Source organism: Bacteroides sp. AR20, from assembly GCF_964250605.1.
GTDB lineage: Bacteria > Bacteroidota > Bacteroidia > Bacteroidales > Bacteroidaceae > Bacteroides > Bacteroides uniformis.
The window spans coordinates 45,673-59,246 of sequence record NZ_CAXUGK010000029.1; the positions used below are offsets into that span (position 1 = coordinate 45,673).

Consider the following 13,574-nt stretch of genomic DNA (forward strand, 5'->3'; position numbering starts at 1 on the left):
TTACAGATACTCCGAATGAATATTATTGATACATTGCCCCCCAATAAACGTGAAACGTTGCCTCGGCGGAGCTTTCCGAGCTGAGACTCGACGAATTGACGGACCGGCACGGATTGGTCGTGGAAGACCTCGCTTCCGGAAAGAAGAAAAACCACGGTGCGCTGGTACTGTTAAAGGAGGCATATTTGGATGATTTTCTATGGTTTATCCCTGAGAATGCGATGACCTATGAATAGAATTCCGGTAAAATGCCCGTTGGCCGCTGTCGTGATTCTCGGTGGTGTCGTATGGTTACAACACCGTCATGCCGTGAGGCTGAGGACGGAACAGGACCGTTACCAATCGAATAGTACGCGCTGCTTTCGGAGGTGAAGCACATGCGGGTGGATTCGGTCACGATGGCGCTCAACTCCAAGACATTGCGGCTGACACTCGACGAGTACAAGCGGTTCAGGGTGGAAGATGCCACAATCATCAAGCGTCTCGGGGTGAAAATTAAAAACCTTGAAGTAGTGGTACGGATGAGGTGGAGGTTGCAGTCCCATTGACGCTTCTATCCGCGATACGGTCGTTGTGCGGGATACGGTGCCGGTGCTGAGGCAGAAAGTGGAGATGATAACACCGTACGTTCAGCTTGCTGGAATTATCAAACCGATTGCGGGGCGAGATTCGGATGCCGGTGACGCTGCGCCAAGCGGTATGGGTGGAATACAAGAGCTGGTGGTCTTGGAGGCGGGCAAAGGCAGTAATCCATATTGACAAAAACATCTTTGGCTTAGAAGATGAATTATCTCCAGCATTAGAAAAAAGTGATGTACATGCCTAATCCGGATATCCATGCAAAATGGACTTTATACATTTCGGAGAATTCATTGGTCTAAAAGTAGACATCTTACCATAAAATAGTCTTCTACATAGCACATTATTAAAAATAAAATATTTACAAATATCCAGAATTAAGAAACTACTACTTATATAATTTATGTCCGAAAAATGAGTGATTTTTCGGACATAATAAATGTTAATATGACATATAATAAACCTGTTTATAAGAGCACATATATTTTATAGAACCAATTATCATAAATGCCCAACCTACTTATAGGAAATAAATGAAAAATGATTTTATTTTACAATTGTTCAGATTTAGCAAAAAGGGATTTGCCTTCCATATAAAAAAGATCCTTATACCAATTAAGGACAGTTATACCAATGTCGCTGATAAGGCAATAATCTCTACAAAAATAAAGAATATATTCATAATAATAATGCAAAGGGATATTTTCACAATATTAGTAGTAATTGCATAATTGGTACCAAAACGAATATATCGATCTTTCCTTTCCTCATTAAATTCATATTGGAGATTTTAGCGATTATAGTGATTTAAGTCAATTTCAAATAACCACGTTATACAAATATGGAGGTCGTTCATATATTATACTTCATTATTCTTTTCTTTTTAGCATTTCGTATAAATCAATTCATAGTGTTCGGCATTATCATCATTCTCCATCATATCTTTCAAAAAGCCGAACTTATTGGCCAGTATTGCCAGTCGTCAAGTGATTCTTCATAATCTTTGATACTTAAAGTGTAACCGTCAATTTCTTCGTTGATTTTATCGCATAGCCCTACATTTGCCTTGCCCATACGCTCCTCCAATTTGACAAGCTTTTCCCTGTACTTGGCTATAAACTTTTTGCAAGTATTGATTTTATCATCATAGAAATACAACACCTCGGCGAGCAGCTCTTCGATCAATGGTTTAAGATCTGAACTCCATGACAGGACATTCAGTTAGCTACAGGGAATAGTATAAAATAGAACATTTCACAACCTAAGAATTTCTGGACCTCACGATTATACTCCTCTACTACCTAAATCTGTTTCTGAATCCCTTCTTTCTTTTTGCCTTCCTTATCTCCATGCCCAGGGCATTCACGATACCTCTGCGACCCTACTTCCTTATTTCTTAAATATATGCTAGTACATTCACTCATAATTTTTATCTTTTAGCTGATTCATAAAATTGTTTAGCGTATTGATGCGTTGATAGGCCACCAGTCTTCGCCATTGTTTCGGCATAGATTGCTTCCATCGGAATGAAACCACCGTATTTCGAAGCGAGTTTTCCATCGATGCCCACATCAAATCGAAGGTCAGGCGATGAAGCATTGTACTCATCGAGCTTTCCATGGCAATGACCATGAAGCATGATGGAGCCGTAAGGTTTGTGATTCCATGTCACCATCGGATAGTGACACATCGTCAACATTACGTTTTCTGGAATTTCCGGACAAAGCGTGGGCTTTACCGTCAGATCAATTATATCCTCAAAACGCATGAAGTACTGACGATAAGCCTTGATGGAACCATCGTGATTGCCCACAACCATGTATTTGCGGCCGGGTAGTTTTTCCAACAACAGGCGGGCACCTTCACTTTTGAGGAATGTAAGGTCGCCGAGGATATATATCATATCCTTTTTACCCACTGTGTTCCGCCAAAGTTCGAGCAACCATTCATCATGTTTGGTCGAATCATTCTCCCCAGCAAACAGGCGGTTGGGCTGGTGTTTTAGTATGTTCGTATGACCGAAGTGCAAGTCGGCCGTAAAGTATATCTTATTCATCGTTTTCTATGATTATTTTAATTTTTATGAGTTGCTCTCGGGCAGTCTTCATCGCATCAGTTCTATATATTTATCACTGAAATTAAGATAACACTCATGGCGTAACACTTGGTATATATCCCACAAGATGTCGCTTTCTTCGGAATAGCAAATACCATAAAACATAACGTTCTATATTCCAACAAAAGATGTGGGAATGCATTGCTAAACGTTCCAATTCCTCATGTGCATTATGATCAATATGGCGGATATGGCACTAGTCAAAGCAATCTTCCGTTCGACAAACTATCAAACGTGTTACGAATGCAGAAATGGATTCCAATGCCAAGACTTCTTGATCGGTGAGAACCGTTTCGCCCGACTCTGATAATTTAATGCTAGCCTGTACTTCCTGTATTAATCTGTCTTATTGCCATCAGGGTCTCACGAATTTGTTGAGATGTCAATTCCAGATCAACGGTACCTGCGTAATATCGTTTAAATGCATTCAGCATCACGGCTTGAATCGGTTCAATCTTGCCTTCAGGCCATGATAATGCCAACTGAATAGCATGCTCTAGAACCTTCCGATGGAGAAGTGCATAAGTAATAATCTGTATCATCTTAATTTTAATTGTTTAAAGGGTAAAACGAAAAAAGGAGACATCGCATAGGCGACATCTCCCGATATATTGTGCACAAATATTTAGCTAATTCTATAGGCTATTCACTATATTACACAACACGGCACGTCGCCATTCGACACCATCCTTTATAAATGGTGCAGAATGTTTCTGCAGAAATTAATGTGTAATTATGAATTCGCATATTACCTTTATTTTAATTATTTTTTAAATTTAGACGTAAAGTTATAGCAAAAAATCAACATAGCAAAAAATTGAGTGATTTTTCTTGCCTATGACCCACGGCTTTTTTCATTTAAGAAATATTGTTTATCGCTTGTTGTAGTATAAATCTTTACATTAGCTCGTAGCGATGCAGCAGCATCGCCTTAAGTATTTCTTCTTATCATTCATTTTTATAGGCGGAATTCAATAAGAATGATATTGTCTTCTACCTTTGTTTTTTCGATAGTAAAAATATGATTTATTTCCTTGATATACATTTTTTTACGTATAATACTACAAAAGAAGAAACACCTTAACTGTCTTCGTGGCAACATTCTGAATCATTTGAGAAAATTGTTATCTTCAGTCCCTGAATACCTCAGAACAAGCAGGAGAAACTTTAAACACAAACTTGAAGACATACTCATGCTTGTCATATTGGGGAGGCTCAGTAAGTGTATTACCAGAGCTGAAATATTTCAATTTGGCAAACATCATTTGAAAGGCCTGTAAGCAAAAGGGTTATTTCCGTATGGGTTACCCTCAGAAGCTATGCTTTGTCGTGTGTTTCAAAACATAGACAATGAAAAGATGGCTGCTCACCGGTCTGCTTTTGCAGACGTTCTCCGCAAGGAAATATCCGCTTCGGCAACTGACATCATTTGTATTGATGGCAAGGCCATGCGAGGTGCCTTGTACGACAACGGACGTAACCCTGATATCGTCTCTGCATATTCACTCCGTTCTGGCTTTATTTTGACCACTGATGTTTGCAAGGAGAAAAGTAATGAAATAATCCGTGCCCCGGTTATTGGACAAACTAGACGTGTCAGGATGTATAGTCACGGCAGATGTCATATCATTCCAAAAGGTAATAATAGAATAGACAAGAATTAGAGATAAAGGAGGCGACTTCGTGATCGAACTCAAGGTGAATCAAAGATCTTTGCGCTATGGGCTTGAATACTCTATAAAGACAGCCACCCCGACTGATGTCTATAAGGAAGGTCCATACTTGGAACACGGCAGGATTGAGTCAAGGATATGCCGTACCATACCGTAGAGAAGAACTTATTGTCGACAAGAAAAAATGGAATGGCAATTTGACAGTTATAGAAATACTCGCATCTACGGAGAAAAAGTCTGATGGTAGGATTACATCTGAACAGCGAGTGTATATTTCAAGCCTGGCTGGCAGTGCAGAGCGGCTTAGTCAGATAACCAAGCAGCATTAGGCTATTGAAAGCATGCACTGGGATCTTGACCGCAACCTCCGGCAGGACAGCATAAAGCATAAGGTTGAACGAGCGGCTAGGAACCTCGACACGATTCAAAGGATAGTCTTGGCACTGATTGCTGTTTGGAAGAACAGAAGAAAAAAATATCAGATAAGCGAAAAGGTACGGCTGAGATAACAAGGGAACCATCGGTAAGCTTCACTAATGTGTTACATTTTTTAGCTCAGAAATGAAAATAATTTAGACTTGACATATTCGTAAATTTTTGATTATCAACAATAGAATTAGTACCCATGCCGCACTGACATGAGTAGAGGAATTGTAACCCCAAATCAAAGCTTAAATGAAAAAGCCATGTTATGCATCCAAAGCATAATGTTCATTAAGCATAACTATTCTAATTTTGCCCAAATACATATTTCCACCAAATATTGCGGAATTAAGGATTACCTTTACTTTACCCCCCGTATCATATATAAGTCTATTAAAATAAAATCAAACAAAGGGAAGAAAAGAAATGGCTTCACCCAGAAGCTATCTTGAAAATTTCTTCTTCTATTTCTTTTAGCCAACAAAATATATTCGTGAAAGCCTTTTATATTTATCATGGGTTTTCACACCTTTGTAAATAGATAGAAAACAGGTGAACTTCTGTATCCGCAAATAGATAGTGATTATCTGTGATAATCTATTTTAATAGGTACAACCTCTGTTTTTACAAATATAGTATTTTTCTATGAATTGCACTTGTGACAAAGGTAAATTCTTTGAAAGTATTCAGATTTCCGTTTGATTTCTTTCTGAAACTGCACTATTTTTCGTACTTTTATCCCGTAACCTTATAAAATGTAACTTACATGACTGAAAACACCAATTATATTTTCGAAGAACTGTTTAAGGCTGCACAACCTAATCGCGGCCTGTTTGTAATGCCATTGCCTACTGGTGCTGGCAAAACGTATAATTCCTGCCAGATGATGGCTGAGGAGTTGAAGAAGGAAGATGCTAGACGTATCATCTATGTGACTGATGCCAAGAAACAGTTGGATGCTACCATCGAGGATATTGAAAAGAACCTAAAGAGGAATGGGCTCAAACTAAAGGAGCATGACATCTTACGTGTGTACTCACAAGAGGAACAGTGGGAACGTGCCTTCACCGACCCTGATATCCGTATGAAGATGGAGGGGAGCAAACTGTTTCAAGGTGAAAGGACATTTGCAAACCTGAAACGTTTATACTCGTACACCGATGTTACGGACGAGATGGTTGAGGAGATTGGCAAGAACCGCCTGCATCTGATGGAGAAAGTACGCAGAAAGGTGTTTACTCCTATCCGACAGAAATACAAGAAGGAGACTGATGAGATGATAGCCTCTCATATACTCACAGAATGTCCGATTCTGGAGGAACTATATCCAGAACTATTATTCTACAAGAGCAAGATTATCGTGTTGACTGCCTCAAAGCTGCATACCACGGCATCGCCAAAGTTGGTACGTAAAGGTACACAGCCTTACTGGAAGCATATAAAGAACTCATTGGTAATTATTGATGAGTCTGATCGTGTGAAAGAGGCTGCAATGAAGCGTCTGTTTGATTGTGAGTGTGGTCGCAGAAGACGTTTTAACTTCTGGGGATTGTGCTACTTTATCTGTCAGCACTACCAAGAAGTGATGGATATGCAGAAAATGCCTGAATGGGCAGACCACAAGATGAACATTCAGGACATGTTGGAGGCAATAAGGACGAAAAAGAAAGAGTTGATTGATGACATTAATCCTCAGAAAATATTGAGCGGGCTTGAGTTGGAGGAAAATGTAAATCATGGCAACTTTATCTTTTACGACGAAGACCAGACTTTCTCTGCTGAGAATGTTGTTCTCTCTGTTCACAATAATAAGGAGGAATACACATCCTACCTACTCACGAAGAAGAAAACTAAAGACCAAAATGACAAAACTTTATCATTCGTAGCAAACCGCATAATGCTCTTCTTGAAGGACTTTGTACAAATTGTGGATAAGCATGCAGAAGTGTATGCTTCAATAGAAAACGAGTTGCGTAAGAAAAAAGGCACAAATACAGCTGTTGATTTGGAGGGTGATTTGGCATTTTACCACATTATTAAATATATGGGCATAAACGAAGGTAATACGGAGTATCGCTCTGCACTGCAAGAATTACGCAACGGAACCACTTTCCAGACTCCACGTTCTAATAACAGTAAAGAAACCGATGGCAAGTCTATCTATGATAAGGGTATCAGCTTCATCGAGATATATTCTCATGACAATGACCGCTATTCGTGCTGCTTCGACTATCACGAAATGAGGTGCATGCCTGAAAATGTGCTGTTGGAGATGGTTAATCACAACCGGGTGATAATGTGTAGCGCTACCGCAGACTGTCAGACACCTATCCACAACTATGATTTCAATTATATAGCAAAGCAAGGCGTGAAAGTGGAGAAGATGGGCAATGAGACTTTGCATAAGATCGAAGAATATATTGCTCTCAACTATGCAAACCCTAAGGTGGAGTTCTCTCTCTACAATGAAGAAGAGACTCAACCACAAGAAATATTGGAAGATTACCTCGGTAAGTGCAGTTCAGCACTGAAGGATTGTTTAGACTTCGTAATGGATGGTAAAAACAAGTTTGACAAGAACAACTCTGCTCGAATAGTAAATATGTTGAATCATTACATGAAGTTTATGAAGAAGCCTGAAGCCAGAGCATGGCTGTACTTCCAGCCATTCTCATATACAGGTAAGAGTAGTATAGGAATAAAGAAAGTGTTGAATATACTACAGCAGGCAAGAGTGACAAAGCGTGGCGAAACATTTGGGGTCAACGTCATGGAGCAGCATGTTATTAACGATGAAATAACAAGAAGGCGCGCGGATATCTATCCTGAATTGAATGTCTGTTTCTTGAGTGGTGAGTATTTCAAGGATGACTTGGAGGCTGTAGAGAAACTGTTGGCAGAACAGCCAGGACTAAAGATGTTCTGCTTTGTATGCTACCAGTCTGGCGCTGTAGGCGTGAACTATCTGTTTGATACCGATGCCAAATACCGAAAGAAACACTGTTTGGAAGCTCCAAATACAAAAGACCGCAAAGACACTCGCTGCAACTTTGATGGTATCATTATGGATAAGCCTACGAACTTTATCCCTCTGTTGGATGTGGATGATTACCTCAAAGCTTGCATCTCATTAAGTATTCTGGGAACTGACAACCAGTTGGTATTGAAAGAAAAATCTGACTTCCAGCGTGACTTACTCCGCAGAAGGCATCATCGTATACTTGATGACCTAGCCGAAGTGTTAAAACGTAGAGAGATACAGATAAAAGCAGCATTGAAAAGCACACCTGCCTATGATGCCTTCTGCTTAAAATGGGCAGTACAGGCACTAGGACGTATCACTCGATCAACGGTGTTTAACAAGACCATCCATGTGGCTATAGGTAAGGATATGGCATACTCTATGATTATCGCCAGAAAACCAGAAGTTCAGACAGAACTGCTGAAACATGTGCTCAAGTCGATAGATGAAGATCCATGTATACTTGACCGAATTAATGGTAAAGAGTCAGAAGTTGACATTGCATTCAAAAATGGAGAACACCGTAGAGAACGACATATTAGTGAATTGGTAGGTATTAGTTTCAAGGGTACTGACGAATATGCCCGTCAAGCTCGTAATAGGGTGCATAAGATTCGTGAGTATGTGATGAAGCATCCAGAATTTGATAACAGGGAGGATATTGAGACTTCTATGCGCATGTATTATGTGCAAACAGAGGAAGCAAAGAAGATGAACCTGAACTATACAGACTCGTGCGTTCACATGGATGCTATCATGAGGCAGCAATTCATACGAGACTACTTTGAGAAGAACGACTATTGCACTGCATGGAAAGGCAAGGCATGGGTCATCTCACCACGGATTATTCAACAGGTTTACACTGGCTATTTCGGTGAGCAAGTGTTCAAGGTTATATTGGAGAACGCAGGTTGTACCATAAGCTCACCAAGAGAAGAGATTTGGGAGAGGGCCGACTGGGTAGTGAACGACCGACTGTATGTAGATGTAAAATACATGGTGGATGGTGACTTCAACAGGCATGTGAAAGCACAGGCTTGGGAAGGCAAGATAAAGGATTGTGGTGGCAAGTATGCCATAGTCAATGTACCTCGATATGCTGGTAACTACTCACATTCACTTACCCTTGGAAGTGATCCCCAGTTACCAATTATAAATGGTCTGATAGATGTTGAAACAGGGTCCGTCATCGACAAGAACGTGCAGAATATTCTTGATAGATTAACAACTTAAAATAACTATGGAAAAGATAAGAACCAATCACATGATAGTGGAATTTCTCTGGAAAGAATTTCTGGAGGATTACGATTTCTTCAAGATAGAATATGATAATGTTGACTTCGACAACATTACAAGTATTTATTGCAAACTGGAAGGCTTGTACCCGAACAGTGCTATCTGTGCTTTCAACAAAATGGCTAAGAATACACAATCTGGCGAATCATCCAAGCACCGCATATTCCTATTTGCTTCATCCAAGAAGGAGAAACTCACAATGGCACTGCTGCAGGAATGTCTGAAGAAAGTTAATGTCAAAATTAAACAGATTACCTATCGTCCTGCTTACGATGAAGGTATCCATACTAACAATATGCTAAACCTATTGTTGTCAATGATTCCAAATCGTAATAAAACCTTGAGCTATGCCCATGGTAAACTAATTTGTGGCACTTGCAGTAGCATATATAATAAAGGGAGAAGTGCAGGTGAGGAGTTGGGCCTGCATATTAGTTTCGATTACGATAATCTCTTGACTGCGCGCACATTAACTTTTGCCGAGGAAGACAAGGTAAAAAAGAATAACAAGAAAGATTCTCCGGTATATCATTTGGAGTTTGATGAAAAACGAATCTATTTTTCTTCCAAGAAAAAGAAGGGAACGAAGGAATACTATAACCATCCGTCTGTTTTTAGAAAAGACAACAAGAATCACATACCTTTCCTAGGATTCAGTGATATAGAACACTTTGAGGAATCGCAGGCTTATCTTATTCGAAGTGTGCTGCAGGACTTTCTTACAACCTATTCGAAGTACGTGTTTGTTAATCCAATAGAGTACAAAAAGCCTACATTATTGAAAGCACAGGATGCAGAGTTCAAGAAAGAAGATGAACTGTTGCGTGATATGCTCTCTACCTCATGGATTGAGATAGCCTGTCATACCACCGAAACAGGTGTGGAAAAGTTACGAAGTTTGATAGAGCAGAAATCAAGGGAGTATATCAAAAAGCTGTTCGGCAATAGCTTTGAAGGTTGCCATGAGAAGGACAAGAGTAGGAAACAAATCTGCATTCGTATCGTTGGTGACAAAGACCAAGAGGAAAAACTTTCTGATAGCGAACACCAAACCTTAGATTATAGACGTTTGAAAGAGAAAATGGAACTGATAGAAAAGAAAATTCCTACCCAAGATGTGATGATTAAATCAGAGATTGAGGCGGCCACTATCAAGAATATCTTCCGCCAGATACTGATTAAGGACTATTGTATAAAGGAGGCACTGCCTCAGTATATGATAGACCGTTTCAAAGGATGCGTCATCACGTATGCAGAGAAAAAGAAAAAGAATCTGTATTACTTTGTACAACTTACCATTGGCAAAGACGGTTCGATAGCTTACAAGGTTGGAGAACCGCAATTGACTCACGATGGCGTGATTACAGTTTTGGGAGAGAATTTTGAATCGTACGAATATCATATTCCTGCATTTAAGAAGGGATATAACGAAAACTTTATCTATTGCATTGAGAAGGATGGTATCACATACAACATTTATGACACTTGTGAGTTTGTCTTCCCTGAAATGGAGGAAATACACCGGGCACTCGTGGGATTAAAGAATATACAAGTACCAGTTGAGGTATACCATGACCTCATGGATATGGTACAAAGCAATGAGTCGAAGGTACTATGCAAGCAGCGTATTCGTGAATATGCAGATAATGTGTCTCATGACTTGTTCTATTCAGACATTAAGAAACTGGGCAAGGAAGCTCCACCGGAAGAGAAACTTACCCGGAAACTAATGCGATTTGTAACTAGTAAGTATAATATCAAGAAAGGGCAAGACTTCAGAACTGCAGGTCGCAGCGAGGAAACATTGGCTGCATGCGTTAATGTACATTACTGGAAACAGGATGCGAAGTTGTGGAAGTATTGCGCTGGCCCAAATACAAAGGGGAATTTTCATTCTATTAACCACAAAGTGTATGTGCGAGAAATACTCAGCGACATAACCCCTGACGAGGCCTTTGTCAACGAACTGATATACTCGTTGGGGGACGGTTGGAATAAGATAAACGAGTTTTCCGTTCACCCTTCAATTTTTAAATTTCTCAAGGAACGGTTGGAAATATATAAAGCTCAAGAGCAATTAAATGAATTAACAAAAAAGGTAAAGTAGAAATACTTTTGGGGAAGATAATGACGACAAAAAGTTCACCATACAGTTTTATTTAATAGGAAGTGCTCAAAATATTATATAAATAAGAAACAGGATTCAGCTATAATCATCTTAAGGGGCGGGACCACCCGTCCCTTAAGATGGCCGCTCTCCGACCGATGAGCTTGAGAGAGAACACGTATGACACAGTTTAATTTACGCCCTCTTATTTAAAGTCTTCTCTCTATATATTGATGCGGAAGTTTAATTTTTCCACCCAATTTGAGGGATAAAAAAACAAAAAAAGTGGAAAAGACATAGAGGAAAAGCAATTTTAGGGTGCATTCGGGAGGAGGGAAAGAAGCTTTTTTGATGATATATCCATGAACCAGTTGGCTTTTATCGGGGTAATTTGAATAAATGTAGTATCTTTGCTGATGAGTTTTTTTAATAAGAATGTCTCATATAAACAAGATAGTAAGAAGGTATGGCAAGAATTAGAATCAAAAATTTCGGTCCTATCCGACAAGGGCGTTTGGATAACGACGGTTGGCTGGATATCAAGAATGTTTCTGTATTCATCGGCAACCAGGGAAGCGGAAAAAGCTGTGTGGCAAAATTGATCTCTACGTTTATGTGGATTGAGAAAGCTTTGGTCCGCAGTGATTATGCCATAGCGGATTTCTCAGCAGAGAAGTTCAGGGGTACTTATTGCGGTTATCATCGTATCGAGCGTTACTTTTATAATAAGCAGAATGAAGATACGGCAGAGTTAGAGTATGAGGGTGAAGCATATTCAATGAAATATAGTAAGGGAAATTTTGAAATAACCAAGGGACCTATGCAGGGATATCATTTGCCACAGATTATGTATGTTCCTGCCGAAAGAAATTTCATCAGTATTATAAAAGAAGCAAAGTCACTCAAAGCTTTGCCTGACTCTTTGCTTGAATACCTCACAGAATTCAACAATGCTAAAGATGCCATAAAGGGATATTTGTCCCTACCTATCAATGAGGCAAATATAGAATATGATAAGCTAGGTGATGTCATAAATGTGTCCGGCAAAGATTATACCGTGGAATTGTCCGAGGCATCCAGTGGTTTTCAATCGTTAGTTCCTTTGTTTCTGGTTTCCTGGTATCTTGTCAATAGGGTAAAGGGGCAGGTGGAAAATCCACAGAAGATGAGCCAAAATGAATTGCAACGATTCAACGAGGGGGTGAAATCCATTTGGGCAGACAAAAGCCTGACTGATGAGCAAAGGCGTACCGCGCTGTCTGCTTTGTCTGCTCAATTTAATAAAACAGCTTTTATTAATATTGTGGAAGAACCCGAACAGAACCTTTTCCCGTCATCGCAATGGAAAATCATACAGAGCTTGTTGGCTTTCAATAATTCACTGGAAGCAAACAAGCTTATTATAACTACACATAGTCCGTACCTAATTAATGTCCTGACAATTGCTGTCAAAGCTGGTATGCTCAAGGAGAAAGCTACTTCGAACAGTGATGTATTGGAACAGATCAATGCTGTTTATCCGATAGATTCATCTATGAATCCGACAGATATTGCTATTTATGAATTGGATGAAGGAGACGGTAGCATATCTCTGTTGAAGACTTATCAAGGATTACCATCCGATGATAACTTCCTGAATAATATGCTTGAGGAAGCAAACGAAACTTTTGCAGAATTATTAGAAATCCAACAGACATTATGATTAACTTTTTTCTGAAAGAGCATATTACATCATCCAGTAAAAGACGATTTGGAGTTTGTGACCCTCCTGCGTCGGAGCAGAAAGCATATATAGCAGAGGGCGAGGGTGAGAACTGGATAGCTGTGGTAGATAACTACTATGAGATAGAAGTGAAGTTTGTACCTGTCGATCACTGTATCGAACTTCTGAAGCCTGACGGTACAATGGATAACCGTTGTGATGGGTGCTTGTTTTATGAGAAAACAATCATTTTCGTAGAACTGAAAGACAGGAATATTAAAGGAGCAAACTGGATTAAGGACGCCGAGAAACAACTCCGGCATACAATCAAGCGTTTTGAGGATGAAGGGGAATCGAATGCCTTTACCGTTAAGAAGGCATATATAGCCAATAGTGCGAAGCCCCGATTCAGAAGCGGACAAACGGTACGTATGGAAAACTTTTTTGCAGAAACGAACTATATCCTCAGAATAGAGAATACTATCGAAATAGATTGAAAAGGACAATATAGAAAATAGACTTTGCTAATGTTGAATTATTCGATTCATATCAATTAAATATTGATGTTCTTTTATTTGGGAGGATGTAAATTAAACTGTGTCAGCAAGGAATAAAGTATTAACTTTGCTAACACAGTTTTTTTTATGAAAGAAGAA

Annotated in this window: 11 protein-coding genes; 8 read left to right on the top strand and 3 right to left on the bottom strand. The window is 39.4% G+C overall.

Translation table 11 applies throughout. From position 1 onward, the window contains the following. Positions 1–95 precede the first annotated feature (95 nt). The 3 genes from ACESTD_RS14470 (at position 96) to ACESTD_RS14480 (ending at position 759) form a co-directional block, all read left to right on the top strand. On the top strand, positions 96–236 hold the full coding sequence (locus ACESTD_RS14470; protein ID WP_373170106.1) for a hypothetical protein: 141 nt from the start codon (positions 96–98) through the stop codon (positions 234–236). 147 nt (positions 237–383) lie between these two features. Continuing rightward, entirely contained in the window at positions 384–548 is a 165-nt protein-coding gene (locus ACESTD_RS14475; protein WP_373158957.1) for a DUF6549 family protein, read from the top strand. Positions 549–612: 64 nt separating this feature from the next. Then, positions 613–759 (top strand): hypothetical protein, encoded by a 147-nt coding sequence (locus tag ACESTD_RS14480; protein WP_272216660.1) that lies wholly within the window; start codon positions 613–615, stop codon positions 757–759. Between the two features lie 765 nt (positions 760–1,524). Here the strand turns inward: ACESTD_RS14480 and ACESTD_RS14485 are convergent. The 3 genes from ACESTD_RS14485 to ACESTD_RS14495 all read right to left on the bottom strand — a co-directional run bounded on the left by ACESTD_RS14485 (position 1,525) and on the right by ACESTD_RS14495 (position 3,237). Further along, positions 1,525–1,764 carry a hypothetical protein gene (locus ACESTD_RS14485; protein ID WP_195288817.1) on the bottom strand — a complete coding sequence of 80 codons (240 nt, stop codon included), beginning with the start codon at positions 1,762–1,764 and terminating at the stop codon, positions 1,525–1,527. Between the two features lie 244 nt (positions 1,765–2,008). Continuing rightward, on the bottom strand, positions 2,009–2,635 hold the full coding sequence (locus tag ACESTD_RS14490; RefSeq protein WP_195288818.1) for a metallophosphoesterase: 627 nt from the start codon (positions 2,633–2,635) through the stop codon (positions 2,009–2,011). A gap of 377 nt (positions 2,636–3,012) precedes the next feature. After that, on the bottom strand, positions 3,013–3,237 hold the full coding sequence (locus ACESTD_RS14495; protein WP_195288819.1) for a hypothetical protein: 225 nt from the start codon (positions 3,235–3,237) through the stop codon (positions 3,013–3,015). Between the two features lie 816 nt (positions 3,238–4,053). On the opposite strand from ACESTD_RS14495, the gene ACESTD_RS14500 reads away from it, so the two are divergent. The 5 genes from ACESTD_RS14500 (at position 4,054) to ACESTD_RS14520 (ending at position 13,415) form a co-directional block, all read left to right on the top strand. Then, the gene (locus ACESTD_RS14500; RefSeq protein ID WP_227188728.1) at positions 4,054–4,359 is read left to right on the top strand and encodes a hypothetical protein; all 306 of its coding nucleotides are present in this window, start codon (positions 4,054–4,056) and stop codon (positions 4,357–4,359) included. 1,198 nt (positions 4,360–5,557) lie between these two features. Next, entirely contained in the window at positions 5,558–9,046 is a 3,489-nt protein-coding gene (locus ACESTD_RS14505; RefSeq protein ID WP_373158956.1) for a DEAD/DEAH box helicase family protein, read from the top strand. A 7-nt stretch (positions 9,047–9,053) separates the two neighbouring features. After that, positions 9,054–11,216, top strand: coding sequence for a hypothetical protein (locus ACESTD_RS14510; RefSeq protein WP_229079637.1), 2,163 nt, complete (start codon positions 9,054–9,056; stop codon positions 11,214–11,216). A gap of 466 nt (positions 11,217–11,682) precedes the next feature. Then, on the top strand, positions 11,683–12,918 hold the full coding sequence (locus ACESTD_RS14515; protein ID WP_117967064.1) for an AAA family ATPase: 1,236 nt from the start codon (positions 11,683–11,685) through the stop codon (positions 12,916–12,918). Next, positions 12,915–13,415 carry a hypothetical protein gene (locus ACESTD_RS14520; protein ID WP_117991365.1) on the top strand — a complete coding sequence of 167 codons (501 nt, stop codon included), beginning with the start codon at positions 12,915–12,917 and terminating at the stop codon, positions 13,413–13,415. The genes ACESTD_RS14515 and ACESTD_RS14520 overlap by 4 nt, the downstream gene beginning before the upstream one ends. Positions 13,416–13,574 lie beyond the last annotated feature (159 nt).

Excerpts from the sequence above, each read along its gene's own strand:
- ACESTD_RS14480 (WP_272216660.1), top strand. The coding sequence starts at position 613 with ATGATAACACCGTACGTTCAGCTTGCTGGAATTATCAAACCGATTGCG.
- ACESTD_RS14490 (WP_195288818.1), bottom strand. The coding sequence starts at position 2,635 with ATGAATAAGATATACTTTACGGCCGACTTGCACTTCGGTCATACGAAC.
- ACESTD_RS14495 (WP_195288819.1), bottom strand. The coding sequence starts at position 3,237 with ATGATACAGATTATTACTTATGCACTTCTCCATCGGAAGGTTCTAGAG.
- ACESTD_RS14500 (WP_227188728.1), top strand. The coding sequence starts at position 4,054 with ATGGCTGCTCACCGGTCTGCTTTTGCAGACGTTCTCCGCAAGGAAATA.
- ACESTD_RS14505 (WP_373158956.1), top strand. The coding sequence starts at position 5,558 with ATGACTGAAAACACCAATTATATTTTCGAAGAACTGTTTAAGGCTGCA.
- ACESTD_RS14510 (WP_229079637.1), top strand. The coding sequence starts at position 9,054 with ATGGAAAAGATAAGAACCAATCACATGATAGTGGAATTTCTCTGGAAA.
- ACESTD_RS14515 (WP_117967064.1), top strand. The coding sequence starts at position 11,683 with ATGGCAAGAATTAGAATCAAAAATTTCGGTCCTATCCGACAAGGGCGT.
- ACESTD_RS14520 (WP_117991365.1), top strand. The coding sequence starts at position 12,915 with ATGATTAACTTTTTTCTGAAAGAGCATATTACATCATCCAGTAAAAGA.